General features: G+C 70.2%; 21 protein-coding genes and 2 pseudogenes. 11 read left to right on the forward strand and 12 right to left on the reverse strand.

Translation table 11 applies throughout. From position 1 onward, the window contains the following. Positions 1–9: 9 nt before the first annotated feature. Both ctaD and OG194_RS03340 read left to right on the forward strand, forming a co-directional pair. A complete protein-coding gene (gene ctaD / locus OG194_RS03335; RefSeq protein WP_327399305.1) occupies positions 10–1,626 on the forward strand; it encodes an aa3-type cytochrome oxidase subunit I in 1,617 nt (538 codons plus the stop codon). After that, a complete protein-coding gene (locus tag OG194_RS03340; protein ID WP_327399306.1) occupies positions 1,623–1,973 on the forward strand; it encodes a hypothetical protein in 351 nt (116 codons plus the stop codon). Before ctaD ends, OG194_RS03340 begins: the two co-directional genes overlap by 4 nt. A 63-nt stretch (positions 1,974–2,036) precedes the next feature. On the opposite strand, the gene OG194_RS03345 is transcribed toward OG194_RS03340, so the two are convergent. Beyond that, entirely contained in the window at positions 2,037–3,995 is a 1,959-nt protein-coding gene (locus OG194_RS03345; protein ID WP_327399307.1) for a ricin-type beta-trefoil lectin domain protein, read from the reverse strand. 183 nt (positions 3,996–4,178) lie between these two features. Between OG194_RS03345 and OG194_RS03350 the strand changes: the two genes are divergently transcribed. After that, positions 4,179–5,405, forward strand: coding sequence for a glycosyltransferase (locus OG194_RS03350; protein WP_327399308.1), 1,227 nt, complete (start codon positions 4,179–4,181; stop codon positions 5,403–5,405). On the opposite strand, the gene OG194_RS03355 is transcribed toward OG194_RS03350, so the two are convergent. Then, positions 5,402–5,800 carry a VOC family protein gene (locus OG194_RS03355; protein WP_327399309.1) on the reverse strand — a complete coding sequence of 133 codons (399 nt, stop codon included), beginning with the start codon at positions 5,798–5,800 and terminating at the stop codon, positions 5,402–5,404. The genes OG194_RS03350 and OG194_RS03355 overlap by 4 nt on opposite strands. A 108-nt stretch (positions 5,801–5,908) precedes the next feature. Between OG194_RS03355 and OG194_RS03360 the strand changes: the two genes are divergently transcribed. Beyond that, complete coding sequence (locus OG194_RS03360) at positions 5,909–6,904, forward strand: helix-turn-helix transcriptional regulator (protein WP_327399310.1); 996 nt, start codon at positions 5,909–5,911, stop codon at positions 6,902–6,904. Here the strand turns inward: OG194_RS03360 and OG194_RS03365 are convergent. From OG194_RS03365 to OG194_RS03375, 3 genes are all read right to left on the reverse strand, one after another. Then, positions 6,901–7,554: a TetR/AcrR family transcriptional regulator gene (locus OG194_RS03365; RefSeq protein WP_327399311.1), complete on the reverse strand. Its 654-nt coding sequence runs from the start codon at positions 7,552–7,554 to the stop codon at positions 6,901–6,903. The two genes, OG194_RS03360 and OG194_RS03365, sit on opposite strands and share 4 nt — an antisense overlap. 175 nt (positions 7,555–7,729) lie before the next feature. Further along, on the reverse strand, positions 7,730–9,586 hold the full coding sequence (locus OG194_RS03370) for a cellulase family glycosylhydrolase (protein WP_327399312.1): 1,857 nt from the start codon (positions 9,584–9,586) through the stop codon (positions 7,730–7,732). Between the two features lie 87 nt (positions 9,587–9,673). Continuing rightward, positions 9,674–11,767: a translation factor GTPase family protein gene (locus OG194_RS03375; protein ID WP_327399313.1), complete on the reverse strand. Its 2,094-nt coding sequence runs from the start codon at positions 11,765–11,767 to the stop codon at positions 9,674–9,676. Positions 11,768–12,018: 251 nt separating this feature from the next. On the opposite strand from OG194_RS03375, the pseudogene OG194_RS47575 reads away from it, so the two are divergent. Next, a pseudogene (locus tag OG194_RS47575) lies at positions 12,019–12,240 on the forward strand (XdhC family protein); the annotation flags it as partial. A 654-nt stretch (positions 12,241–12,894) separates the two neighbouring features. After that, positions 12,895–13,563 (forward strand): annotated as a pseudogene (locus tag OG194_RS03385) (XdhC family protein); the annotation flags it as partial. A gap of 352 nt (positions 13,564–13,915) precedes the next feature. Here the strand turns inward: OG194_RS03385 and OG194_RS03390 are convergent. Continuing rightward, entirely contained in the window at positions 13,916–14,419 is a 504-nt protein-coding gene (locus OG194_RS03390; protein WP_327399314.1) for a metallophosphoesterase family protein, read from the reverse strand. A gap of 86 nt (positions 14,420–14,505) precedes the next feature. Between OG194_RS03390 and OG194_RS03395 the strand changes: the two genes are divergently transcribed. The 5 genes from OG194_RS03395 (at position 14,506) to rfbC (ending at position 19,778) form a co-directional block, all read left to right on the forward strand. After that, positions 14,506–14,967 carry a MarR family winged helix-turn-helix transcriptional regulator gene (locus OG194_RS03395; protein ID WP_327399315.1) on the forward strand — a complete coding sequence of 154 codons (462 nt, stop codon included), beginning with the start codon at positions 14,506–14,508 and terminating at the stop codon, positions 14,965–14,967. Beyond that, on the forward strand, positions 14,964–16,367 hold the full coding sequence (locus OG194_RS03400) for an MFS transporter (RefSeq protein ID WP_327399316.1): 1,404 nt from the start codon (positions 14,964–14,966) through the stop codon (positions 16,365–16,367). The genes OG194_RS03395 and OG194_RS03400 overlap by 4 nt, the downstream gene beginning before the upstream one ends. 30 nt (positions 16,368–16,397) lie before the next feature. After that, a complete protein-coding gene (locus OG194_RS03405; protein WP_327399317.1) occupies positions 16,398–16,991 on the forward strand; it encodes a hydrolase in 594 nt (197 codons plus the stop codon). A 137-nt stretch (positions 16,992–17,128) separates the two neighbouring features. Next, positions 17,129–19,099 carry a glycosyltransferase family 2 protein gene (locus tag OG194_RS03410; RefSeq protein WP_327399318.1) on the forward strand — a complete coding sequence of 657 codons (1,971 nt, stop codon included), beginning with the start codon at positions 17,129–17,131 and terminating at the stop codon, positions 19,097–19,099. Positions 19,100–19,169: 70 nt separating this feature from the next. After that, positions 19,170–19,778 (forward strand): dTDP-4-dehydrorhamnose 3,5-epimerase, encoded by a 609-nt coding sequence (rfbC, locus tag OG194_RS03415; RefSeq protein ID WP_318020658.1) that lies wholly within the window; start codon positions 19,170–19,172, stop codon positions 19,776–19,778. Here the strand turns inward: rfbC and OG194_RS03420 are convergent. The 6 genes from OG194_RS03420 to OG194_RS03445 all read right to left on the reverse strand — a co-directional run bounded on the left by OG194_RS03420 (position 19,768) and on the right by OG194_RS03445 (position 26,386). Then, positions 19,768–20,571, reverse strand: coding sequence for a class I SAM-dependent methyltransferase (locus OG194_RS03420; protein ID WP_327399319.1), 804 nt, complete (start codon positions 20,569–20,571; stop codon positions 19,768–19,770). The two genes, rfbC and OG194_RS03420, sit on opposite strands and share 11 nt — an antisense overlap. Further along, on the reverse strand, positions 20,568–21,449 hold the full coding sequence (rfbD, locus tag OG194_RS03425; protein WP_327399320.1) for a dTDP-4-dehydrorhamnose reductase: 882 nt from the start codon (positions 21,447–21,449) through the stop codon (positions 20,568–20,570). The genes OG194_RS03420 and rfbD overlap by 4 nt, the downstream gene beginning before the upstream one ends. Next, positions 21,449–22,420, reverse strand: coding sequence for a dTDP-glucose 4,6-dehydratase (gene rfbB / locus OG194_RS03430; protein ID WP_019057837.1), 972 nt, complete (start codon positions 22,418–22,420; stop codon positions 21,449–21,451). The genes rfbD and rfbB overlap by 1 nt, the downstream gene beginning before the upstream one ends. Further along, positions 22,417–23,484, reverse strand: coding sequence for a glucose-1-phosphate thymidylyltransferase (locus OG194_RS03435; RefSeq protein WP_327399321.1), 1,068 nt, complete (start codon positions 23,482–23,484; stop codon positions 22,417–22,419). The genes rfbB and OG194_RS03435 overlap by 4 nt, the downstream gene beginning before the upstream one ends. A gap of 91 nt (positions 23,485–23,575) precedes the next feature. After that, complete coding sequence (locus OG194_RS03440; RefSeq protein ID WP_327399322.1) at positions 23,576–23,860, reverse strand: hypothetical protein; 285 nt, start codon at positions 23,858–23,860, stop codon at positions 23,576–23,578. Between the two features lie 81 nt (positions 23,861–23,941). Continuing rightward, on the reverse strand, positions 23,942–26,386 hold the full coding sequence (locus OG194_RS03445; RefSeq protein ID WP_327399324.1) for a SpoIIE family protein phosphatase: 2,445 nt from the start codon (positions 26,384–26,386) through the stop codon (positions 23,942–23,944). Positions 26,387–26,538: the final 152 nt, after the last annotated feature.

Here is a 26,538-nt window from a genome sequence, read left to right on the forward strand (position 1 = left end):
AGGCGGGGCGTGAGAGACCTCAAGAGCATCAAGTGGCTGACGACCACGGACCACAAGACGATCGGCACGCTGTATCTGGTCACGGCGTTCGGGTTCTTCTGCATCGGCGGCGTGATGGCGCTCCTCATGCGCGCCGAACTCGCCAGACCCGGCCTGCAGATCATGTCGAACGAGCAGTTCAACCAGGCGTTCACGATGCACGGCACGATCATGCTGCTGATGTTCGCGACGCCCCTGTTCGCAGGCTTCGCCAACTGGATCATGCCGCTCCAGATCGGCGCCCCGGACGTCGCCTTCCCCCGCCTGAACATGTTCGCCTACTGGCTGTATCTCTTCGGCTCGACGATCGCGGTAGGCGGCTTCCTCACCCCGCAGGGCGCGGCCGACTTCGGCTGGTTCGCCTACTCCCCGCTCTCGGACGCCGTCCGCTCCCCCGGCGTCGGCGCCGACATGTGGATCATGGGTCTGGCCTTCTCCGGCTTCGGCACGATCCTCGGTGCGGTCAACTTCATCACCACGATCATCTGCATGCGCGCACCGGGCATGACGATGTTCCGCATGCCGATCTTCGTGTGGAACGTGCTGCTCACCGCCGTACTCGTTCTGCTGGCCTTCCCGGTCCTCGCCGCCGCGCTCTTCGCGCTGGAGGCGGATCGGAAATTCGGGGCACACGTCTTCGACGCCGCCAACGGCGGTGCGTTGCTGTGGCAGCACCTCTTCTGGTTCTTCGGCCATCCAGAGGTGTACATCATCGCGCTGCCGTTCTTCGGCATCATCTCCGAGGTCATCCCGGTCTTCTCCCGCAAGCCGATGTTCGGCTACATGGGACTGGTCGCGGCCACGATCTCCATCGCCGGCCTCTCCGTGACCGTGTGGGCCCACCACATGTACGTCACCGGCGGAGTCCTGCTGCCGTTCTTCTCCTTCATGACGTTCCTCATCGCCGTGCCAACAGGCGTGAAGTTCTTCAACTGGATCGGAACGATGTGGAAGGGCTCCCTGAGTTTCGAGACCCCCATGCTCTGGGCCACCGGCTTCCTCATCACCTTCGTGTTCGGCGGCCTGACCGGCGTCATGCTCGCCGCCCCGCCCATCGACTTCTCGACCTCGGACTCGTACTTCGTCGTCGCCCACTTCCACTACGTGGTCTTCGGCACGGTCGTGTTCGCGATGTTCTCCGGCTTCCACTTCTGGTGGCCGAAGATGACCGGCAAGATGCTCGACGAGCGCCTCGGCAAGATGACTTTCTGGACGCTGTTCATCGGCTTCCACGGCACGTTCCTGGTCCAGCACTGGCTGGGCGTGAACGGGATGCAGCGCCGGATCCCCGACTACCTGGCGGTGGAGGGCCTGACGACACTCAACACGGTGTCGACGATCTCCTCGTTCCTGCTCGGCCTGTCGTTGCTGCCGTTCTTCTACAACGTGTGGAAGACGGCCAAGTACGGCAAGAAGGTCGAGGTCGACGACCCGTGGGGCTACGGCCGTTCGCTGGAGTGGGCGACGTCCTGCCCGCCGCCGCGGCACAACTTCGTCTCGCTCCCCCGCATCCGCAGTGAGTCCCCGGCCTTCGACCTCCACCACGCCGACATCCCCGCCCTGGAACGGGAGTTGACGGCCCGGTGACCGCCATGGACGAACACCCCGTCGACACCGGGGCCTTCCTCAACGACGTCGAGGGCCACCTGCTGATCGCCGCAGCCCGCGCGGAGGGCCGTACGGCCGCCGCCCGTTTCACGGCACGGCTCGACTGGCTCACCGACGGCCAACGGAACGAGGTGGAGCGGCAGTTCGAGGCGGAGTACCTCGCCCTCACCCGGCTGTCGTGGCAGCGCACGGCCGAGCGGGGCCGTCAACTGCGGGACGAGTACGAGGAGACGTACCGGCGACTGCGCCAACGCGCCCTCGCCTGCTGCCTGTTGGCGTGCGCCCTGCTCGCCGCGACGGGTCTGGTCACCGTCACGCTCGCCTAGGGACGCGGGTCCCGCCGGTCCTGACGACCGGCGGGACGATGTGCCGCGCAGGGGCCGGTACGGCTAGGTCAGCGTCCACTTCTGGTTGGTCGCCGTGCCGCAGGTGTACAGGATCAGCAGGGTGCCGTTGGCCGTGGCGGCGCCGGACGCGTCCAGGCACAGGCCCGCGTTGACGTTGGTCAGGGTGCCGTTGGAGTTGGCGGTCCACTTCTGGTTGTTCTGGCCGTTGCAGTCCCAGATGACGACCTTCGTACCGTTGGTGGTGCCGCTGTTGTAGGCGTCCAGGCACTTGTTGCCGTACACCACGAGTTCCTTGCGGGAGGTGTACGTCCAGGCCTGGTTCTGGCCGCCGTTGCAGTCCCAGATCTCGGCCTGCGTGCCGTTGGTGATGGTGTTGTTGTAGACGTCGGCGCAGCGGCCGGACCCGGTGCCGACGACCAGGGAGCCGTTCGTGCCCGGAATCGGCTGGACGTTGATCGTGCCCAGGGTCGGGAGTGAACTGCCCGTCAGAGTCAGGGAGTTGGCCGATCCCTTGGACAGGTTGGCCTGCACCGAGATCGTGCCGGCGCTGGAGCCGGTCGGCGGGAAGGAGACCGTCGTCGCGGTCTGGCCGTTGACCGAGAGGGTGCCGGTGACGGCCGTGGAGCCGGTGTTGGTGTAGGTGACGTCGACGACGTTCAGGCCGGTGCTCGCCGCGCTGACGCCGGTGTACTTGCCGGTGGAAGTGGCGGTGTAGTTGGTGCTCGCCGCCTCGGTGCCGCCGCTGATCTTCAGGAACACGGAGCCGCCGGCCGGAACGCTGGCCGTGTAACTCGTGCCGTAGGAACCGATGTTGGCGCGGGACCAGAGGTCACGGACGGTCGCGGACGCCGTTGTCAGGCCGAGGTCCGACCAGCGGACGGTGATGTTCTGGGCGGCGGAGGTGCGGTTGAGGAGGGTGACCGCTCGGTTGCCGAGGCCCGAGAGGACCTTGCCGTAGACCTGGAGACCTGTGGTGTCCTCGGCGACCTTGACGCCCTGGAGGCCGCGCGCGTCCTGGTCGACCGCGACGACCTCGGGGTTGGTGAGGATGCCGGTGGTCTCGGTGGTGAGGGTCGTCAGGTCGTTGCCGGCGAGGAGGGGTGCGCCGGAGATCGCCCAGAGTGCCATGTGGGTGCGGTTCTGGGCGGCGGTGAGGCCGGACATGCCGACCATCAGCATGTCGGGGTCGTTGTAGTAGCCGGTGTGCTGGGCCGCCGGGTGCAGGCCCTGGTCGAAGTTGGAGAGCATGTTCGTCGTCGACGGCGAGTTGCCGTAGTAGATGATGTCCGTGCTCGTCCGGTACATGGGGGCCAGGCCGGGGGCCCAGTTCCAGGGGTTCTGGTAGCCCCAGTTGCAGATCGAGAGGGTCAGCGCGCGGCCCGTGCTCGCCGTGGCCTTGGTGACCGAGGCGCTGATCGCCTTGTACGCCGTCGCGGCGTCGAGGCCCTCGGCGTCGCCGCCGCACCAGTCGACCTTCACGAAGTCGAAGCCCCACTGGGAGAATTGGAGCATGTCCTGGTCGTAGTGGCCCTCGCTGCCGGTGTTCGCGGCGGCGGGGCGGCCGGTCGGGTAGTAGTAGCCGCAGCCGTTCGCGCCGGCGTCGGTGTAGATGCCGGCCTTGAGGCCCTTGCTGTGGATGTAGTCGGCGATGGCGCTCATCCCGCCGGGCCACTCGCTGGTGTCGACGGTGATGTTGCCCGCGCTGTCGCGGGTGCCCTGCCACCAGCCCTCGTCGATGTTGATGTACTTGTAGCCGGCCGCCGGGAGGCCCGCGGCGACGAACGCGTCGACCTGCGCCTTGATGACGCTGTAGTCGATCTTCGCGGCGAAGCTGTTCCAGGAGGCCCAGCCCATCGGGGCGGTGGGCACGGCCATCTGACGGGTCGTCGAGGCGACCGGGGCCGTCCGGAGGGGGTCCACCGGGGCGGGCCCGGTGACGAGAAGCAGGGTGACTGCCGCTGCGGCCATCGCTAAGGCGCGCAGGATGGGGGTGCGGAACATGCGGCTCCTTTGCCGATATTTCGAACCTGGATCGGGTCGCCGAACGAAGCGGCGCGCTGAAAGTAGAGCCACCCGGGGACGAAGTCAACGGCTGTGACACGAGGGGCAGTTGGAATCTCCCGGCGGGAATCCCCCACCCGTCGGCCGCCGGACGCGATACTGGCCGGCGTGCGCGTAGCGATCATGACAGCGGGATCCCGGGGCGACGTCGCCCCCTACACCGGCCTCGGGCATGCCCTGGCCCGCGCGGGCCACGAGGTCACCCTCGTCACCCACGCGGGTTTCGCACCCCTGGTGGCGGGCTCGGGCGTCGACTTCCATCCTCTTCCGGTGGACCCCCGGGCCGAGTTGGAGTCCTCGCGGGGGCGCGGGCTGCACCGCAGCGCCTCGGGCGGGGGCAAGTTGCTGCGGGTGGTCACGATGGCGCGGGCGCTGGTCGGGCGGATGACCGACGACCTGCTGACGGCCGCCCGGACGAGTGAAGTGCTGTTGCTGTCCAGCTCCTTGGGACCACTGGGGCACGCGATCGCCGAGGGGCTGTCGCTGCCGAGCATGGGCGTTTACCTCCAACCCCTCGCGCCGACAAGGGAGTTCGCACCGCCGGTGCTCGGCGGCGGCTCCTGGGGCGCGGTCGGCAACCGGGTCGCCGGACGCGGGGTGAGCCGGGCGGTGGAGCACGTCTTCACCACCGCCGTCCCGGAAGTCCGCTCCCTGCTCGGCCTGCCCCGCACCCGCCCCGGCGCCGCGCTCCGGTCCCGGGAACGCCGGAACTGGCCCGTCCACCACGGCTTCAGCCCCCTGATCGTGCCCCGCCCGGCCGACTGGCGCCCCGGACTGACGGTCGCGGGCTACTGGTGGCCGTACGACGCCGACACCCAACTCCCGCCGGAACTACGGGACTTCCTCGACTCCGGTCCGGCCCCGGTCTTCGTGGGACTGGGCAGCGCCACCGTGCCCGATCCGGAGCGGCTGAGCGCCGAGATCGTGCGCGCACTGCGCCGGGCGGGGTTGCGCGGGGTGATCCAGCGCGGCTGGGGCGGCCTCGAAGCGGCCGGCGACGACGTCCTGACCGTCGGCGAGGTCCCGCACTCGGCGCTGTTCCCGCGGATGGCGGCCGTGGTCCATCACTGCGGCGCGGGCACGACCGCGGCCGGGCTGCGCGCCGGGGTGCCGGCCGTACCGGTGCCGATCCAGTTCGACGAGGGCTTCTGGGCCGCACGGCTGGTCTCCCTGGGCGTGGCTCCCGCTGCCGTACCGCTGCGCGGCCTGACCGCCGACTCCCTGTCCGCCGCGCTCGTCCGGGCCACGGGTGAACCTGCCTACGCCGAGCGCGCGCGAGCTCTCGGCACCCGGGTGCGCGCCGAGGACGGCTTCGCACCCGTGCTGGCCGCTCTGGACACCCTGGCCTAGCGCTCCTGCCGCGCCACGGCCTCGGGGGTGACCGGCGTGAAGAAGTTGATCAGGTTGCCGTCGGGGTCCCGGAAGAGGAGGGAGCGGTTGCCCCAGGGCATCGTCGTCGGCTTCTGGACGATCTCGCAGTCGAGGGGCGCCAGCCGCTCGTACTCGGCATCGACATCGGCGACGCGGAACTCGGTGATCACCGAGTGGTTGGCGGCGGGGCGAGCGGAGTCGGTGCCGAACAGGGCCACCGTACGAGTGCTCGCGATCGCCAACGTGCAGGCGGGCGTGGCGAGTTCGGCGAAGTCGGGGGTCGACCAGGTGGCCGTGACGCCGGTGACCTGTTCGTAGAACCCGACGAGACGGGCGACGTCGTCGGTGATGACACGGATCGAGACGAAGTTCATGAGGGTCTCCCTGACGGAGGTCGGAGGCGGTTCCGGATGAACCGGCGTCCCTCACGCTAGGGCCGATACCGGACAGCTTCCGCCCGGTATTCGAGGCAGACTTCCGGAGTGACCACATCGACCGCCCGTGTCCTCGCCCTGCTGGAGATCCTCCAGGGCGGCGGCCTCCGCACCGTCCCCGACCTGGCCGCCCGCCTCGGCGTCGACGAGCGCACGGTCCGCCGCTACGTCGGCCACCTGCTGGAACTGGGCGTGCCGGTCGACTCGGTACGCGGCCGCTACGGCGGCTACCGGCTCGCCCCCGGCTATCGGATGCCGCCGCTGATGCTCACGGACGAGGAGGCGCTGGCCGTGGTGCTCGGGCTGCTGGCCAGCCGTGCGGCGGGGCTCGTCAGCGCGTCCGCGGCGGCGAGCGAGAGTGCCACGGCGAAACTGCTGCGGGTCCTGCCCGCCGCTCTGCGCCGACGGCTCGACGCCCTGCTGGACACGGCCGACTTCACCGCGCGACCCCGCACCGCCACCGCCCCGGAGACGGGGGTGCTGCTCGAACTCGCCGAGGCCGCGCTCCATCGGCGGCCGGTGGCGATCGGCTACACCGACCGCAAGGGCCGCGGCAGCGACCGTACGGTTCTGCCCTACGGCCTCGTGGCGCACGCGGGACGGTGGTACCTGACCGGCGCCGACCCCGCCGACGGCGAGGTCCGCACGTTCCGCCTGGACCGGATCACCTCGATGAACGTGCGACCCGGCTCGTTCGCCGTCCCGGACGACTTCGACCCGGCGGCCACGGTGCTGGACAGCCTCGCGCGCACGCCGTGGACCCACGATGTGTCGCTGCGGATCCGGGGCAGCGTGCGGCACATCCGCACCCGGCTCCCGGCCGAGATCGCGACTCTGTCCACGGTCCCGACCGACGATTCAGAGGCCGGCGACGGCGACGCATGGGTCCATGTCCGGATCCGGGCCGAGCGGCTGGAGTGGATCCCGCCCGTCCTCGCCGCCCTCGACTGCCCGTTCGTCATCGAACGCCCCGCCGCCCTGCGCGATCTCGTACGCGCGCTCGCCCGCCGCCTGGACGAGCACGCCACCGGCGACTCTTCTTAGCGCTTCCAGCCGGGCGGCTGCATGATCCCGAGGAGCTGTCGGACCAGTTCCTCGACGACCTCGTCGAGCGTGGCGTCCACCCAGCCCGCGCTCCAGTCGTGGAGCAGGCCGTTGACGCTGCCGATGAAGGCCGCGGCGGCGATCCGGTAGTCGCGCCGCGCCGCCTCCCCGCGCTGGGCGGCGGCCCGCGCCTCGGCGCAGATGAGGTTGATCCAGCGGGCTCGGCGGGCCAGCCGCTGTTCCTCCAGCCGGGCGCTGACGCCGATGATCTCGACGAAGGTGATGCGGATACGGCGCGGATCCACGGTGACGTTCGCGGCGTAGGCATGGAAGATCGCGGTGGACCGCTCGGCGAGCGGCAGGCCCTCCGCGGATTTCAGCGCGATCAGGACGGCTTCCTCGGCCCAGTCGTTGACCTGGAGGTGGAGGGCGGCCAGGACGTCCTCCAGGCTGCGGAACTCCTCGTAGAACTGCCGGGTGGACAGTCCCGCGGCCTCGCTGAGGGCGGCGACGGTCGTGGCGCGGTAGCCGGGGGTGTCGCCGAACAGCTGGAGCGCGGCGTCCAGGAAGCGTCCGCGCCGCTCGGCCTGCCGCTGCTCGGCGGACTTGCCTCCGTAGCGACCCGTCGGCGCCTTGAGCCTGCCCGTCACTGTCACACCCCTGTCTCGTTGACCACCGGCCATCTTGTCGTGTCCGTGGTCTTGCGGAAAAGAGCACTCCTTCCTCACTTCTCATCAAGTTCACTCCGAATTTGCATTTGTTCGGATGTCTTCACATAAACACGAAGGGGCGCCGGTCTCCAGAAGACCGGCGCCCCTGTGGTGCTCAGCTGTGCGCTGCCGCCCAGGTGGCCAGTTCGGACTTGGCCGCGCTCAGCAGCGTCGAGGAGGGGCTCGACGCGCCGTTGGTGATCAGGGCGTAGTGCAGGGTTCCCGAGCCGGTGGCCGAGAGCAGGAGGCGGTGGCTGCCGGTGCCGCCCGGTTCGTTGGCGTAGCCGATCGGGGTGGACGACGTGTACGCCGGGACGCCGGAGATCGCTCCCAGGTCGGAGACCACGGTGGTGGACGCGGCCGGGAAGGACGCCGGGAGGTGGAGTTCGGTCGGCGCGGTGGAGCTGTTGGAGCGCCACATCAGCAGGCCGTACTGGCCGGAGCCGACCAGCGAGGACACGTTGGGGAGGGTGCTGGGGACCGGGTTCCAGGTCAGGGTCGTGGAGCCGTCGCGGGAGCGGTCCTCGTAGGTGAAGGCGACCGTGGTGCCGGCGGTCGCGCTCGGGTAGATCCGGTCGAGCAGACGGGCGTCCTGACGGAGTGTCACCGTGCCGGAGTCGGTCATGTTGACGGCCGAGAGGTCCTCGTCGTTCCAGGCGTCGCCGGAGGTGAGCACCTTGTCGGGGTTGTCGTTCATCAACTCGGTGTGGCGGCCGTTGTAGATGTCCCACTGCCACTGCGTGCCGGACAGGACGGGACCGGAGCCCGCCGGGTTGGACCACCAACTGGCCCCGGGCAGACGGGAGTCGAGGGCCTGGTACATCGCCTTGAGTACGGTCGGCGCCTTGCCGGAGACCGTCCCGGACAGCGGATGCCCGAACTCGCTGACGATCGCCGCGGTGCCGGCCGCGGTGGCCCGGTCACGGACCGTGCCGAAGTCGGTCGAGTACTGGCCGTCGGCCGCGTTGCCCCACATCAGGATGCCGGAGATCGCCTTCTGGTCGTAGAAGTGGGTGTTGAAGACGTACCGCGACCCGAGGGTGCCCGCGTCGAGGAGTCCGCCCACCTGCACCTGGCTGGAGATGTTGGAGTTCCAGAAGAGGTTCGGCTCGACGAGGGCGGGCTTGGCGGTCCAGCCGGCCGCGTCCATCCGGGCCCGGAACTTCACATAGAACGGCCAGAGCAGGTTCTGTTCCCACGTGCGGCTGGTCTGACCGGAGTCGTAGGTGCCGGCGAAGGGCTCGTTGTAGGGGTCGAAGCCGACGACGCCCGCGAACTCCTCGGTGGTGAGGTGCTGTTGGATGTACGTCATGGTCGACTGGGCGGTGGCGAGGAAGGAGTCCTGGAGGCCGTAGTTGTTGTGCCAGAAGTCGTACTGCGCCTCGGTCACGGCCGCGTTCTGGGTGATGTTCTGACCCCAGAAGAGGCAGATGCCGCAGGACTCCTGCGGGTAACTCCCCAGCGCCACGGCCCACTTGGGGGCGCCGTCGCCGGTGTACCAACTTCCGCTGTTGAACAGGTACTTGGAGTAGAGGTCCTGATGGAAGTCGGGGTAGACGCGGATGCCGGCGTCAAGGAACGCCTGCATCTGCGCGGTGGCGGCGGCCAGGTACGTGGTGTCGACCTGGCCCCGGACGGGTTCGGCGTAGGCCCAGGAGAGCAGGAAGCGGACCGAGTTGCCGCCGCCGAGGGCGCGCAGCGCGGTCGCGGACTTCTTCGCGTCGGCGACCGAGGCGAAGGGGAGACCGTCGTTCTCCGCCAGTTTGGTCTCACCGGAGACGTTGTAGCCGCGCAGCACGACCTGGCGGCCGTAACTGTCCACGAAGCTGCCGTTCTGGACGGTCAGGGCCGAGCCGTCGAACCAGAGGGAGTCGGTTGGGGTGGCGGCGGTTGCTGGCCCAGCGCCCAGCACCGACAGGAATCCGCAGAGGACAACCAGGACAACGATCAAACGCGCCCGGATATTCGTCATGTCCACTACAGTCCGGTGATTTCCGGACACTGTCAACACTTCTGACTCACGAGTAAGTCTGCGCGCCACAAGGCCTGTTGACACATTTCAGGCCACCCGACGTGTCACGTTCAACAGATACTCCTTCCTGTTCAGCGGGTTGTGGTCGGTGCGTGCCCGTTCCGGAACGATCCCGTGCGCGACGGGCGCGTAGTGGTCGAAGGCGCTCTCCCACTCCCCCTCCCCGCGCGTCAGCCCCGGCAACTGCCGCTCCAGCCCGTGCACTTGAGCCGCCGGCACCTCCCCCTCCAGCACACAGAGCGACCCCCGCGTCTCGGTGGTCTGCGGTACGGCGCGCAGCGCGGCCAGCACCGGCAGCAGGGCGGCGAGGGTGTCGGCCGGGGCCTCGACGCGGAACCGGTGCATCGGCTCGTACACCTGGCTGCCCGCCCGCCGCAGCGCCTCGACGAGGACGAGCGGGGTCAGTCCGCGGAAGTCGGCGCCGGTGCTCGACATGCTCTTGTCGAAGCCCTGGTGGGCGTGGCTCTGCCGGGCCGAGTAACCGGAGTGCGTCATGGTGACCGCGCAGTCGGTGACCCGCCAGCCGTGCAGACCCTGCCCGAGCGTCTCGCGCGCCGTGTCCTCGACGGCCTTGAAGAAGGCGTACGGCATCGCGCCCAGCTCGACCTCCAGGCCGAACCGCACACCGGAGCCGACCGGGGCGGGTTCGACGCGCAGGCCGACCGTGGCGAGGAAGGGGTTCGCGTCCTTCTTGTTGAACTCGACCGCCGCGCCCGTGCCGACCGGCCGCTCGATACAGAGCGCGGTTGTCTCGCGAAAGGTGACGTGCACCCCGAACTCGTCGGCGAGCGTGGCCTGGATGACCTCCTTCTGGACCTCGCCGTAGAGGGAGACGGCGGTCTCCCGGCGCACCTCGTCGTGGCGCAGGCCGATCAGCGGGTCCTGTTCGGCGAGTTGGGTGAGTGCGAGGTGCAGGGCGCGGCGGTCGGCGTCCGGGCCCGGGACGACGACGGTTTCGAGGGTCGGCGGCGCGAAGAAGTGCTCAACCGCCTTCCTCGGCACGCCGATCGAGTCCCCGATCCTGATCTCGGCGAGACCTCGCAGCGTGCCGATCCGGCCCGCCTGGACGGAGTCGCAGTCGATGTCCGTACCGTGGTCGAAGACGCTGATCGCGGTGACCTTGCCCTCGTCGCGAGTCTTGCGGGTCTCGCCGTTGTCACCGCCGGCGCTCGTGCCGCTCATGCCGCCCGTGCCGCTCGTGCCGCTCGTGCCGCTCGTGCCGCTCGTGCCGCTCGTGCCGCTCGTGCCGCTCGTGCCGCTCGTGCCGCCGAAGGTGATCCGGTCGCGGGTGCGGAGGGTGCCGGAGAACATCCGCGCGTAGGCGACCTTCTCGCCCGCCGGGCCGCGCTCGACCTTGAACACCGTTGCGGAGAGCGGGCCTTGGGGATCGCCCTCGGCTGGGGGCAGGAGTTCCTTGATACCGGTGATCAGCGCGTCGACGCCGGCGCCGGTGATGGCGGAGCCGAAGTAGACGGGGTGCACGAGGACTTGGCGGGTCTGGGTGGCCAGGGCGGTGCGCAGGAGGTGGTAGGACACGGTGTTCTCGACGTACGCGGTGAGGAGTTCGTCGTCGTGCTCGGCGAGGACGGCGGGGGCGCTCGGGCCGATCGCCGGCAGGAAACCGGCCTCGCGGGTCCCGAGTCCCTCGACCGAGCCCATGGGCACGACGGCCGCCCTGAGCCGTTCGGAGATCTCCGAGAGGAGGTCGTCGTAGCGTGCCCCTCGTCGGTCGATCTTGTTGACGAAGAGGAGGGTGGGGATGCGCAGCCGTTGGAGTGTGCGCATCAGGATGCGGGTCTGCGGCTGGACGCCTTCGACGGCCGAGACGACGAGAACCGCGCCGTCGAGCACGCCGAGGACCCGTTCCACCTCGGCGATGAAGTCCGGGTGGCCGGGGGTGTCGATCAGGTTGACGGTCACGTCGTCGACCGGGAACGAGACGACGGCCGACTTGATGGTGATGCCGCGCCGGCGCTCCAGCGCGAGGGTGTCGGTGCGGGTGTTCCCGTCGTCGACGCTGCCGATCTCGTCGATCACACCGGCCGAGTGCAGGAGGCGCTCGGTCAGGCTGGTCTTACCTGCGTCTACGTGCGCGAGAATCCCGAGGTTGAGCAAGTGCACCTGGTGTCATGTCCTTTGAAGAGGGGGGCCTTCCTTCCTGGGTGGACATGAACGGTGCGCGCATCTCAGTACTCCTCGGTCGTCGCTGACTCGTCTTCGGTAGTTCAGCAGGGGTGGGGGTGTTGCGGCAACGGATTAACGCCGGGCGGGAGGTGCGGCCGGGTGGGCGCGTGGCGCTCCGGTGCAGGCCAGGGCCCGGATGCGACGCTTGCGCCGTCCGGCGGCGGTAGCGGTGGTGACAGGAGCCGAGCATGCGTGACCTTCTCCCGGTACTGAGCGGCTGGTACGCCGCAGGCGCCCCCTTCGGCCTGGCGACGGTGGTCGCGGTCAGCCGCAGCGCGCCGCGTGATCCCGGTGCGGCGATGGCGGTGGGGCCGGGTGACGAGGTAGTGGGGAGTGTGTCGGGTGGCTGCGTGGAGGGGGCGGTCTTCGAACTGGCGCGGGAGGTCCTGGCGAGCGGCGAGGCCCGGCTGGAGACCTTCGGGTACAGCGACGAGGACGCGTTCGCGGTGGGGCTGACCTGCGGGGGCGAGATCACCGTGCTGATCCGGCTTGTCACACCCGAGGTCGACCCCGCGTTCGGGGCGGTGGCTCGGTCGGTCGCCGCGGGTGAGCCTGTGACGGTGGCGACGGTGATCGATGGTCCGGGGGTGCGGGGCGCTGCGCTCGCTGTCTGGGCCGAGGGGGTGAGGGGCGGGGCTGATGCTGTCGGCGGCTCCAGTACCTCTGACGCCGTCGGTGCTCCCGGCACCCTCGGCGGCGCTGAGACCTCTGGCGCTTTTGGCGCCACCGGCGTCATCGGCACCTCTGACGCCCTCGACGCTCCCGGTTCGCCTGGTGACCCCGGTCTCGACACCTCTGACGCCCCCGGTACTCCCAGCACCCTCGATCCTGCTCGCGCGCCCGACGCCTCTGACGCTTCTGGCGCTCCCAGTACCCCTGGCACTCTCGGTACCCCAGGCACTCCCGGTGCCCCTGTCACCCTCGGCACTCCTGGCGCGCCCATCGCCCCCGGCACCGCTGGCTCCCCCGGCATGCCCAGCCCTCCCGGCACCCCCGGCGTTCTCGGCACCGCAAGCACCCCTGACGCTTCGGTCGCCCCCGACGTCTTCGACATCCCCGGCACTCTCGGCACCCTCGGCCCACCCGGCCTGGACGTGGCCGTCGCAGCCGATGCCCGTGGTGAACTCGCCCTCGGCGCAACCGGGTTGCGGCACTACGGCCCGCGCGGTGAGCGGCGTGAGGACTCCGTCAGCGTGTTCCTGCACTCCTTCGCACCGCCGCCCCGGATGCTGATTTTCGGTGCGATCGACTACGCGGCGGCGGTCGCCCGCATCGGTGACTTCCTCGGCTACCGGGTCACCGTGTGCGACGCCCGCCCGGTGTTCGCCACGCCGAAGCGGTTCCCGGCGGGCGTGGAGGTGGTCGTGGACTGGCCGCACCGCTATCTGCACGGCACGGACACCGACGAACGGACGGTGATCTGCGTCCTCACCCACGACCCGAAGTTCGACGTACCGCTGCTGGAGGAGGCGTTGCGCCGGCCGGCCGCGTACATCGGGGCGATGGGCAGCCGCCGTACACACAACGACCGTATGCGGCAGCTTCTCCAATCGGGCCTGGAGGAGGGCGAGTTGGCCCGCCTGCGCTCACCGGTCGGCCTGGACCTCGGCGCGCGTACGCCGGAGGAGGTCGCCGTGTCCGTGGCCGCGGAGATCGTCGCGCTGCGGTGGGGTGGGACGGGGGTGCCGCTGACGGGAGCGGCGGGGGCGATTCATCGGGGGCCGGTGGGGTGACCTGGCCGACTCGGTTGGCGGGTCGGGGCAGCCGTATCGACGCCGGTCGTTGCCCAGGCCCCCACGCGCCCCGGCGGAAGGGGGCGCGCATCGCGCCCGGCAACGGGGCCCGGGAGATGGGCAGTTACGCCGGTCCGGGAGCCCTGGCGGTGAGCTGCCTACCGGTGTCGACCTCGCGCCGGCCGTCGAATACGGGCGCTCACGTCCTCAACTACCGCGGCAATCCTGCCAGTTCACACGCATCCAACAGCCGTACCAGCCCTGCCAGTTCGCAGGCCCCCAACGACCGCGCAGCCCCACCGCATATCGGCCAGACTGTCCCGCGTACCCCACCGGCCGCAGGTGATCCCGGTCAGCTTCTGGTCGGCAACCGATGCAATACGACGTCCGTCAGCGTGCCGTCCTCCACCGTCGCCGTCATGTACGTGCAGTACGGCTGGCGCCGCCGATCCGTCGGAGAGCCCGGGTTCAGCAGGCGCAGGCCGCCCGCAGCCGTCGTGTCCCAGGGAATGTGGCTGTGCCCGAAGACCAGCACGTCCAGGTCGGGGAAACGGGCCGCGCAGCGTGCCTCGCGGCCCTGGGCGGGGCCCGTCTCGTGGATGGTGCCGAAGCGCAGGCCGCCCAGTTCGGTGTACGCCAACTCGGGGAGCCGGGCGCGCAGTTCGGGGCCGTCGTTGTTGCCGTGGACGCCCACGAGCCGTCGGCTGCGGCTCTCCAGCAGGTCGAGGGTGGCCGTGTCGACCCAGTCGCCGGCGTGGAACACGACGTCGGCGCGCGGGAGTTCGGCGAGGAGTCGCGCGGGGAGTTCCTTGGCGCGCTTGGGGAGGTGGGTGTCGGACATCAGGAGCAGACGCACGGCCCCAGCCTAGGGGCCGCAGATCTTCAGGTGAACCTGTGCAGTTTCAACTGGACAGGTGAACCTGCGAGTCTTACGGTGGGGGCATGGATCACCACCTCACCGGCACCCCCGCGGGCATCTCCGACTCCGCGGCCCGCTCCGCGCGCGACCTGCGGGTGGTGTTCAGTCGACTGCGGCGCAGACTGCGTGAGGTCGCGGCGGACGAGGACCTCACCCCGTCGCAGGAGTCGGCGCTCACGCTCGTCGGCAAGCACGGCGCGGCCACGGCCAGTGCCCTCGCGTCGGCCGAGGGGGTCCGACCGCAGTCGATGGCCGCCACCCTCGCCGCCCTCGACCAGCACGGGCTGATCCGGCGCAGCCCCGACCCCGAGGACGGCCGTAGACAACTCGTCACCCTCACCGAGGCCGGCCGCGCGCGGATCGAGGACAACCGGCAGGTCCGCGAGGAGTGGCTCGCGCGGGCCTTCGAGGACCGGTACACCGAGACGGAACGGCGGACGATCCTCGACGCCCTGACGTTGCTGGAACGGCTGTCCGAGCAGTGATATCGAAGCCCACCCAGGCACTACGGGCCACGCACCCCGCCCCCACCGGCTTCGACCGGCGCCTGATCGCGCCCATGGTCCTCGGCTCCGTGCTCAACCCGATCAACTCCTCGATGATCGCCGTGGCCCTCGTGCCCATCGGCATCGCCTTCGGGGCGCCGCCCTCGCAGACGGTCTGGCTGGTCTCCGCGCTGTATCTCGCCACGGCCGTGGGGCAACCGGTCATCGGGCGGCTCGTCGACATGTACGGGCCGCGTCGTCTTTACCTCATCGGTACGGCCCTGGTCGGCATCGCCGGAGTCATGGGCGCCCTCGCGCCGTCGCTCGGCGTGCTGATCGCCGCCCGGGTCCTGCTCGGCTTCGGCACCTCGGCCGCGTATCCGGCCGCGATGCAGCTGACCCGCAGCGAGGCGGAACGCACCGGCAAGGACAGCCCGGCCGGTGTCCTCACCGCGCTCGCCGTCTCCGCCCAGACGGTGTCGGTGATCGGACCCACACTCGGCGGCTTCCTCATCGGCGTCGGCGGCTGGCGCGCCATCTTCACCGTCAACGTGCCGCTGTCCGTGGCCTGTCTCGTCCTCGGCGCACTGCGACTGCCGAGGACGAGCAAGGACAAGGACACCGCCGGCACCCGGCGCGATGTCGACCCGCCCGGCATGCTCCTGTTCGCCGTCATGCTGGTCTCGCTGATGATGTTCCTGACCGCCCCCAAGCTCTCCGAGTGGTACCTCCCGGTCCTCAGCGCCGCCGCGGCCGTCGCCTTCGCGAAACGCGAACTCCGCGTCCCGGAACCCTTCGTGGACCTGCGCGTCCTCGGCGGCAACCTCCCCCTGGTGACGACGTACATCCGCCAGTTCCTCGGCTACACCACCTCGTACGCCTTCCTCTACGGCTACACGCAGTGGCTGGAGGAGGGGCGCGGCCTGCACGCCTCCGCCGCCGGGCTCATCCTGCTGCCCCTGTCGATCACCGCTCTCGGTGTCTCCACCCTCACCGGGCGCCGTGAGGCGATCCGCGCCAAGCTGCTCGTCGGCAGCGCGATCCAGATCGTCGGCTGCGTCGCGCTGTTGCTGGTCGGCTCCGACAGCCCGGTCTGGCTACTGCTCGCCGTCGGCGCCGTGCTGGGCGTACCGCAGGGACTGTTGGGTCTGGCCGGGCAGAACGCCCTGTATCGGCAGGCCGAGCCCGCGCGCATCGCGTCCGCCGCCGGACTGCTGCGCACCTTCATGTACCTCGGCGCACTGGCCGCCTCCGCGGCCACCGCGGCCTTCTTCCCGCACCGCGCCGACACCCCGGGACTGCACGACCTGGCCCTGTTCATGGCGATCGGGTCGGCGCTGCTCCTGGCGATCACCCTGCCCGACCGTTCCCTGCGCACCCTCATCCCCAAGACCGCCTGAGCCCCCGTACCTCCTGAAAGGCCTTCTCCCATGGCACTCACCACCCTCGACCCGCGCACCGCCCTCGTCGTGATCGACCTCCAGGGCGGCATCGTCGGCGCCCCGACCCAGCCGTACAGCGGGCCCGAGGTCGTCGCCCGTACCGTCGAACTCGCCGACGCCTTCCGGGCCGCCGACCTTCCCGTGGTCCTGGTCCGGGTCACCTTCGCCGCCGACGGCGCGGACGCGGTCCCCGGCCGCAACGAGCAGCAGCGTCCCGGTGGCGGGGCCCGCCCCGAGGGCTGGGACGTCATCGTCGACGAGCTGGCCGGGCACCCCGGAGACATCCACGTGACCAAGCGGAACTGGGGCGCCTTCCACGGCACCGACCTCGACGTACAGTTGCGCCGCCGCGGTGTCACGCAGATCGTGCTGACCGGCATCGCCACCAGCATCGGCGTCGAGTCCACCGCCCGTGCCGCCCACGAGCACGGCTACCACGTGACCCTGGCCACGGACGCGATGAGCGACCTGGACGCCGTCTCGCACACCCACAGCATCGAGCGGATCTTCCCGCGACTGGGCGAAACGGGAACCTCCGCCGAAATCCTGGAACTTCTGACCAAGACCCACGACATGAGGTGACGTCCGTCCACGTCGGGTTAACCGTTGCCCAACACCGGCCCAATGGGCGGCATCGAGACAGACCGGGTTAGCATCAGCCCACCGCGCCGTTCCAACTACGGGGGACGGGCAGCGCAAACAAGGGGGCTAGAAGCCGGATGTCGGTCAAAGTCAGTGTCGTCGTCCCTGTCTACAATCCAGGGCCTTATATCGAGGATTGCATCTCCTCTCTCCTCAGGCAGTCGCTGCCTAACGACGAGTACGAGGCGATCTTCGTCGACGACGGCTCGACGGACGGCACGCCCGCGCGGCTCGACGAGATCGCCGCCGAGCACCCCCACATGCACGTGATCCACCAGGAGGCGTCGGGCTGGTCGGGCAAGCCCCGCAACGTCGGGATCGCCGCCTCCAAGGGCGAGTTCGTGATGTTCGTCGACAACGACGACTACCTCGGCGACGAGGCCCTGGAGCGGATGTACGAGTACGGCGTGGCCAACGGCGCCGATGTCATCGTCGGCAAGATGGCCGGCAAGGGCCGCGCCGTACCCGTGGAGCTGTTCCGCAAGAACTATCCGCACGCGTCGGTCGCGACCGCGCCGCTGATGGACAGCCTCACCCCGCACAAGATGCTCCGCCGCGCGTTCCTCGACCGCATCAACCTGCGGTTCCCCGAGGGGCGTCGCCGCCTGGAGGACCATGTCTTCGTGACGGAGGCCTACCTCGCCGCGGACAACGTCGCCGTGCTCAGCGACTACGTCTGCTACTACCACATCAAGCGCGAGGACGCCGCGAACGCCGGCTTCCAACGCTTCGACCCCGTCGGCTACTTCAAGAACCTGCGCGAGGCCCTCGACGTCGTCGAGAAGTACACCGAGCCGGGTGCGGCCCGCGACAAGATCTTCCGCCGCTGGCTGCGCGTGGAGATGATGGAGCGCCTCGGCGGCGGCCGGCTGCTCAAGGTCCCCGACGACTACCGCCGTGAACTCCTCAAGGAGATCCGCGGTGTCATGACCGAGCGCTTCGGCCCCGGTGTCGCGGCCGGTCTCGGCCCGCGGCTGCGGGTCGTCGCGGCCCTCGCCGCCGCCGACCGCTACGACGACCTCGTCGAGCTGGCCAAGTGGGAGGCCTCCCTCAAGCCGAAGGCCGTCCCGGGCGAGATCGAGTGGCGCGACGGCAAGCTGCTCGTCCACTACCAGGCCGAGTTCGTCATCGACGGCAAGCCGGCGGTCTTCGAGGCCAAGGGTGCCCCCGCTCCCAAGCACCCGGAGCCGAAGACCCTCGCCGAGGCGACGGCCATGCTGACGGCCGACGCCACCGCCAACTTCAAGAAGGCGACGGCCGACCTCGTCGTCCGTGAACGCACCAGCGCCGCCTCGCACTTCCAGCCCGTGCAGATCTCGCACGAGACGGTCGCCGACGGCGCCGGCGTCCGCCTGGTGCTGCACGCCACAGCCACCATCGACCCGGCCACCGCGGCCGTCGGCGCCCCGCTGGGCAGCGGCCTCTGGGACACCTACGTCCGCGTCGTCATCGGCTCCTGGAACAAGGAGTGCCGCCTCGGCCCGGTCCCGCAGCACGGCGAGAACGCCGGGCACGCCGGTGTCGTCGCCGGCCAGGTCATGCTCCCGTACTACACGGAGCCGCACGGCAACTTCTCCCTGGACGTCGACAAGGCGAGCACGCGCCTCGGCCTCGCCGACCTCAAGCCCGGCGACTTCACCGTCACCGGCGCCCGCGTCGGCGTCCTGCTCCCCTTCTACGTCCCCGCCACCACCGACGTACTGCTGCGGCTGACCCACAAGTCGTCCGGTACGACGCTGGACGTACCCGGTGTGGTCTCCCCCGAGTCCTCCGGCGCACGGCTGGCCGCCGAGGTGCCGGCCGCGGAGCTGAAGGACGCGGCGTGGAACGCGTCGGTGTGCCTGACCCCGGCCGCGACCGGGCAGCGTTTCCTGGCGCTGCCGGTGCGGTTGACCGGTGACGCCGGCGGTATCCGGGTGGAGGCGGCGCCGAAGTCCGCCGCCAAGTCCGCCCAGCCCAAGCCGGCGCCGAAGCCGGTGGCCGCCAAGCCCAAGCCGGGGCTGGCCTACCGGGTGGCGCGCAAGCTGAAGCGCGTGCTGAGCAAGTAGCGGTACCCGAGAGCGAGTTGCGGTACCCGAGCAAGCAGAAGTGCCCGAGCAAGTCGAAGGACGGAAGAACGTGCGATCACTGGGGATTGAAGGCGCCTGGGTCCTGGAACCCAAGGTCTTCCCTGACGACCGGGGCAGTTTCCACGAGTGGTACCGGGGCGAGGAGTTCCGCGAGGCCACCGGGTACGACCTGGCTCTGTCCCAGGCCAACTGCTCGGTCTCGCGGCGGGGTGTGGTGCGCGGAGTGCACTTCTCCGACGTGCCGCCGAGCCAGGCCAAGTACGTCAAGTGCGTGCGGGGCGCCGTCCTCGACGTGATCGTGGACATCCGCGTCGGCTCTCCCACGTTCGGTCAGTGGGAGGCCGTCCGGCTGGACGACGAGACCAAGCACGCCGTGTTCCTCGCGGAGGGGCTCGGTCACGCGTTCATGGCGCTGACCGACGACGCGACGGTCGTGTACCTGTGCTCGACGGGGTACTCCCCCGGCCGTGAGCACGGGATCAACCCGCTCGACCCGGCGCTGGGCATCGCCTGGCCCGAGGGCTTCGAGCCGGTGCTCTCCGACAAGGACGCGGAGGCTCCGACATTGGCAGAGGCGGAGCAGTCAGGACTTCTTCCGTCCTACGCGGACTGCTCCGCCTACTACGAGCGACTGCGGAGTGGGCAGCTCAGCGACTGACGCTGAGCTGCTCCACCGAGCGGCGCAGGGGCTCCCAGCCGCGGGACCGCTTGGTCCCGCGGTCCCGCGCTTTGGCGAGGGGGCCCCAGAAACCGGCGCCGAGCAGCGTCTCGGGCTTCACCGCGGTGGTGCGCTCCAGGATCGCCTCGGGCACCTTCTGCGGGTCCGGGACCTCGAACTCGGCGACGATCTCGTCGTACTTGTCCTTGAGGACGGTGCTGCTGGGGTCGGCGCCGAAGACCACGAGCTGACCGGTGGGCTGGGTGTCGACCAGGACCGTCAGGAGGTCGGGACGGTAGCGGTTGAGAATCTCGACGAGCTTGTAGACGTCACCGGTCCAGGCGTCGGTGTGCCGGTCCCGGGCCGCCTCGTCGATGCTGCGGGGCAGCATGTCGTCGAAGACGATGACGCTGGCCCAGTCCGAGTGCTTCTCCACGTTGATGAAGTCGCGCAGCGCGTACTCGAAGAGGTGCATGCCGTCGATGAACGACAGGTCCAGCGTGGTGGTCTTCCACCAGCCCAACGGGCTGCGGTTGCGGGCCAGTTGACGCAGCGGGTGCCGGCCGCCGCGCAGGTGCACCAGCGGGTTGTCCCGGGCGAAGAAGTCGTCACTGGTGGCCTTGGCCAGGTGGACGTCACAGCGGATCTCCGTGACCACCTTGAACGCGGGATCGATCGCGACGCTGGGCACCCGGGAGAGCGTCAGGCTGCGGCCGTCGTTGACGCCGATCTCCAGGTAGTTGCGGTTCGCGGTTGACTTGTGGAGCCCCCGCAGGAACTCATGACGTTTCACGAAGAAATCTCCTTGCGGATGTGAGGAAGTGCTTCGTGCAGGGCGGACCGCCAGTCCCGAGGCGGTTCCAGACCGACCTCCCGCCACCGCTCGTGCCCGAGGGCGCTGTAGGCGGGGCGGGGCGCGGGACGGACGAAGGCCGCGCTCGTGGTGGGGCGGACACGCTCCGGGTCTGCGTCGATGAGCCGGAACACCTCCTGTGCGAGACCGTGCCAGCTGGTCTCGCCGGAGCTGGTCGCGTGGAACACCCCGTGCGCGCCTTCGACTTGGCCGATACGGGCGCCGAGATCGGCGATCCGCACGGCGACGTCGGCGGTCCAGGTCGGTTGACCGTGCTGGTCGTCGACGACGTCGAGAGTGTCGCGCCGCGCCTCCAGCTCGATCATTGTGCGGACGAAGTTACCCCCACAGGCTCCATACAGCCAAGCCGTGCGCACGACGGCGCTCGCACCGGGCAGTTCCGCCAACACGGCCTGCTCGCCCGCGAGTTTGGTACGGCCGTAGGCGGTGCGCGGGTCGGTGGAGTGATTCTCCGGGTACGGCGTGCTGCGGGCCTCGCCGTCGAAGACGTAGTCGGTGGAGACGTGCACCATGCGCGCGCCCGAGGCGGCGCAGGCCCGGGCGAGGAGCCGGGGCCCCTCGCCGTTGATGCGAAGGGCCCGCTCCTCGTCGGTCTCGGCGTCGTCGACGGCGGTGTACGCCGCGCAGTTCACCACCACGTCGGGGTGGTGCTCCGCGAACGCCCGGTCCACCGACGCGGGGTCGGTGATGTCCAGGGCGGCGCGGTCGAGACCGACGAACTGCTCACCGCGGCGGGCGAGTTCCTCCAGCACATCGTGGCCGAGCATCCCGCCGGCACCGGTGACCAGCCACTTCATCAGCCGCGCTCCACCCGGGCCTTGAGGGGCTCCCACCAGGCACGGTTGTCGCGGTACCAGGCGACGGTGTCGGCCAGGCCGCTCGCGAAGTCGTGCTGCGGCTGGTAGCCGAGCTCGTCGTGGATCTTGGACCAGTCGACGGAGTAGCGCAGGTCGTGGCCCTTGCGGTCCTCGACGCGCTCGACCCGGTCCCAGTCCGCTCCGCAGGCTTCGAGGAGGAGGCCGGTGAGCTCCTTGTTGCTGAGCTCGGTGCCGCCGCCGATGTTGTAGACCTCGCCGGCCCGGCCCTTGGTGCGCACCAGCTCGATGCCCTGGCAGTGGTCCTCGACGTGCAGCCAGTCGCGGACGTTCAGGCCCTCGCCGTAGAGGGGGACCTTCTTGCCGTCGAGGAGGTTGCTGACGAACAGCGGGATGACCTTCTCGGGGAACTGGTGCGGCCCGTAGTTGTTCGAGCAGCGGGTGACGCGCACGTCCAGGCCGTGGGTGCGGTGGTAGGCCAGGGCGAGCAGGTCCGAGGACGCCTTCGACGCGGAGTACGGCGAGTTGGGCGCCAGCGGGTGGGTCTCGGGCCAGGAGCCGGTCTCGATGGAGCCGTAGACCTCGTCGGTGGAGATGTGCACGAACGGGGTGCGGTAGCGCAGGGCCGCGTCCAGCAGGACCTGGGTGCCCACCACGTTGGTGCGGACGAAGTCGGCGGCGCCGTTGATCGAGCGGTCCACGTGGGACTCGGCCGCGAAGTGGACGACCTGGTCCGCCTCGGCCATCAGCTTGTCGACCAGTTCGGCGTCGCAGATGTCGCCCTGGACGAACTCGAGGCGCGGGTGGCCTATTTCGAGGTTGTCGAGGGTGCCCGCGTACGTGAGCTTGTCCAGCACCGTGATGCGGGGCGCGTCGGCCGCGTCCGAGGCGAGGAGTGTGCGGACGTACGTGGAACCGATGAAGCCGGCGGCGCCGGTGACGAGGAGATTCATGAACGGATCTGCACCTTGCTGTGGTCTCCGAGAACGAGGCGGTGGGCGCTGGGTACCCCCGGAGCGGGGGTCACTTCGACGTGCTTGCCGATGAGCGAGGACTCGATCCGGCCCACCCCGGCGATGGACGAGTCCTGCAGCACTATGGAGAACTCCAGCTCACTGTCAGTGATCCTGCAGTTCTCCGCGACCGAGGTGAAGGGGCCGACGTAGGAGTCGCTCACCACGGTTCCGGCCCCGATGATGACGGGTCCGACGATGCGCGAGCGCTCGATGCGCGCGCCCTCTTCGATCACCACGCGGCCGATGGTCTCGGACACGTCGTCCACCTCGCCGTCGATGCGGCGGTCCATGCTCTCCAGGACGGTCCGGTTGACCTCAAGCATGTCGACGACGTTGCCCGTGTCCTTCCAGTAGCCGTGGATGACCGAGGAGCGCACGTCGGCGCCGTCGTCGATCAGCTGCTGGATAGCGTGGGTGATCTCCAACTCGCCGCGCCAGGACGGCTTGATGGCGCGCACGGCGTCGTGGATGGCGGGCGTGAACAGGTAGACACCAACCAGAGCGAGGTCGCTCTTGGGGTGCTCCGGCTTCTCCTCCAGGCCGATGACCTGGCCGGATTCGCTGAGTTCGGCGACGCCGAAGGAGCGGGGGTCGGGCACGTGGGTGAGGAGGATCTGCGCGTCGGGCTTGTTGGCCTGGAAGCCCTCGACGAGACCGGTGATGCCGCCGACGATGAAGTTGTCACCGAGGTACATCACGAAGTCGTCGTCGCCGAGGTAGTCGCGCGCGATCAGTACGGCGTGAGCCAGTCCGAGGGGACGGTCCTGCGGGATGTAGGTGATCTTCAGGCCGAACTTCGACCCGTCACCCACCGCCTCCTCGATCTCCGCCGCGGTGTCACCGACGATGATGCCGACCTCGGTGATTCCCGCGTCGGCGAGTGATTCGATCCCGTAGAAAAGGACGGCCTTGTTGGCCACCGGGACGAGCTGTTTTGCCGATGTGTGTGTGATCGGCCTCAGGCGGGATCCAGTGCCGCCGGAGAGAACGAGAGCCTTCATCGCTTCACCTTAGCGTCATCTTCGGACGTGCATCGTTCCTCCCTATGTTCGTTTATTACGACCGGCCAACAATGAGGGGGCTATGAGGTGTCTAGCCCGCCGACGGACCGGGCAAATCGCCCGCGGCCCGTGCCACGTCCGCCTCGACCTCGGTCCTGTCGAGGCCCTCGTCCCTCGCGTACTCGTCGGCGGCGGCCTGCATGTCACGGGCGAGGTCGCGCCAGGCCCGCCAGGCGGTCTCGTAGATGTCGGTCTCGGCCTCGGTCCAGGACTCGTGGGCGGGGGCTCCCAGGGAGTCCCGCATCTCCTGCACGCGGGCGCGTGCCGCCTGGGCCGCGCGGTGCTTCTCGACCAGTTCTTCGAAGGTGTGTGCCACAAGCAGGCACCCCATCACGGCAGGGGCGCTCGACCGTCCCGACCTGCCGCTCCACGTCCGGACAGGCACCCGTGCGGCGGTCTACCGGTCGAGGGCGACCTCGGCCCACACCTGTTTGCCGCCGCTCACCGGCACCGTGCCCCAGGCCGCCGACATGGCCTCGACGAGGAGGATGCCCCGCCCTCCGGTGGCCTCCCAGCCGATGCTGGTCGGTTTGACCGGGGTGCGCGGCGAGGAGTCGGCGACGGCGACGCGGAACCGCCGGTTGACGAGGGTGAGGTCGAGGCGGACCGGCCCGTCGGTGTGCACCAGGGCGTTGGTGACCAGTTCGGAGACGACGAGCAGGATGGTGTCGGTCTCCTCGGTGACACCCCAGGTGCGCAGGGTCCGCTTGGTGAAGCGGCGGGCGTGCCGGGCCGCCTCGGGGACGCGCCACACCGTCCAGTTCTCGCGGCGCGGGCGGGTGGCGAGGCCGTCGTAGCGCATGAGGAGGAGGGCTACGTCGTCCTCGCGGCGGGCGTTGCCGAGCAGCGCGTCGGCGACGAGGCCGAGGTGCGCGGGGTCGGAGACGGCGAGGCCGTGCGCGAGCCGGTCGAGACCCTCGTCGATGTCGGCCTCCTTGGACTCCACGAGGCCGTCGGTGGTGAGGGCGACGACCGTGCCGGGCTGGAGCCGCAGCGGACTCATGGGGAAGTCGGCCTGGGTGACCACGCCGAGCGGTGGTCCGCCGTCCGCGTAGGGGATCTCGGTGCTGCCGTCCGGGTGCCGCAGGACGGGCGGGAGATGGCCGGCCCGCACGTACCAGGCGGAACCTTCCTCCAGGTCGACGTCGACGTAGCAGCAGGTGGCGAAGAGGTCGGTCTCCAGGTCGATGAGGAGGCGGTTGGCGTGCGAGACGACGACGTCGGGCGGGTGTCCCTCGACGGCGTAGGCGCGCAGCGCGGTGCGCATCTGGCCCATGAGGGTGGCGGCGCCGGCGTTGTGGCCCTGGACGTCGCCGATGACGAGGGCGACGTGGTTGTCGGGCAGCGGGATCACGTCGTACCAGTCGCCGCCGACCTCGAGTCCGGCCGTGGTCGGCAGATAGCGGGCGACGGCGACCGCGCCGGGCAGGGTGGGCAGGCGGCGCGGCAGCAGCTGGCGCTGGAGCATGCCGACGAGTTCGTGCTCGGCGTCGAAGGCGTGGGCGCGCATCAGGGCCTGGCCTGCGAGGCCCGCGGAGGCGGTGAGCAGGGCGCGTTCGTCGGGGCCGAAGACGTGCGGGGCGTCCCAGCCGATGAGGCAGGCCCCGGAGACCCGGCCGCCGGCGGACAGCGGGAGTACGGCGAGGCCGCCCGGTCCGACCTCGGCGAGGGCGGGTTCCAGGTCGGTGCCCGCGGGCCAGATCGCGGCGCGGCCCTCGCGCAGGGCGGCGGCGAGGGTGGGCATCGTGCGGACGGGTGCGTCGGGCCATTCGCTGCGCCACTCCAGGCGCCACAGCTCGGGCCAGGCCTCCGGTTCGGGCGGGTCGAGGACGGTGACGACGAGTCGGTCGCCCTCCAGTTCGGCGAGCGCGATGCGGTCGGCGCGCAGCGGTTTGCGCAGGGCGGCGACCACGGCCTGGCTGACGTCGCGGACCGTGCCAGCCATGGCGAGGGCGGCGGCGAGGCGCTGGACGCGGGCCACGTCGTTGACGCCGGAGCGCAGCTGGGAGGCGGCGCCGACGGTGCCGACGAGGCGGGCCGGGCGACCGTCGCCGCCGGGCAGGAGCCGGCCGCGCAGCCGCAGCCACTTCGGTGTTCCCGAGGGCTGGAGCACCCGGAACTCCAACTCCCGGTCGCCGATGGCCATGTGGTCGGCCTCGACGACGGACATCAGCGAGGGCAGGTCCTCCGGCACGGTCATCCCGAGCAGGGTCTCGACCTTGCCGTCGAAGTCGCCGGGGCCGAGTCCGAACAGTTCCAGGACGTCGCCGCCGACCTCGACCCGCCCGGTGTCCATGGCCAGGTCGAACGCGCCCGCGGCCACGTCCTCGCCCGCCACCGACTCGGCCGGTACCGGGATCGCGACGGCCTCGGCGATCAGCGCGAGGCACTCGCGGTCCTCGGTGCCGAAGCCGTCCGGGCGTTCGCCGACCGCGAGCAGACAGCCGCCGCCCCGGTCGCCGCGCACGGGCAGTGCCGCCAGATGGAACTCCCCCGCCGGCAGCCGGCGCGCGTCGCAGCCGGCGGCCAGTTCCTCGGGGCCGAGCCACACCGCGTGCCCGGCCCGCCGCACCTCGGCGACCGGTGATCCCCCGGCCGCCGGATAGCCGTCCCGCAGCCCGTACAGCGTGCGCGGCACCCCGACCGACTCGACCAGGCAGAGGAGGTCGGCGTCGTCACCGGGTGTGTACACCCCGGCGAAGCTCGCACCGGCGAAGACGAGGGCCTGTTCGAGGACGCGGCGCAGCCGTTCGCGGGGGTCGAGATCGACCGTGAGCGTCTTGAGGGCAAGTTCGGCACGCAGCGTTCGCGTTCCGCGTCCCTCAGCGCCCTCACTGACCACGTCCGCAATTACAGCGCTTATGCGCCGACTGCGCAGCCCCTGTGACCGTTCCGTGGAGATGAGGGTCCGGATGGCCCTCTTCCGGCTCGAAAGGTGCCGAACAAGTCTTTACGCATGCGTTCCGCACAGGGATGTCGTGACAGGCGTGACTG

It is taken from the genome of Streptomyces sp. NBC_01288, assembly GCF_035982055.1.
Lineage (GTDB): Bacteria > Actinomycetota > Actinomycetes > Streptomycetales > Streptomycetaceae > Streptomyces.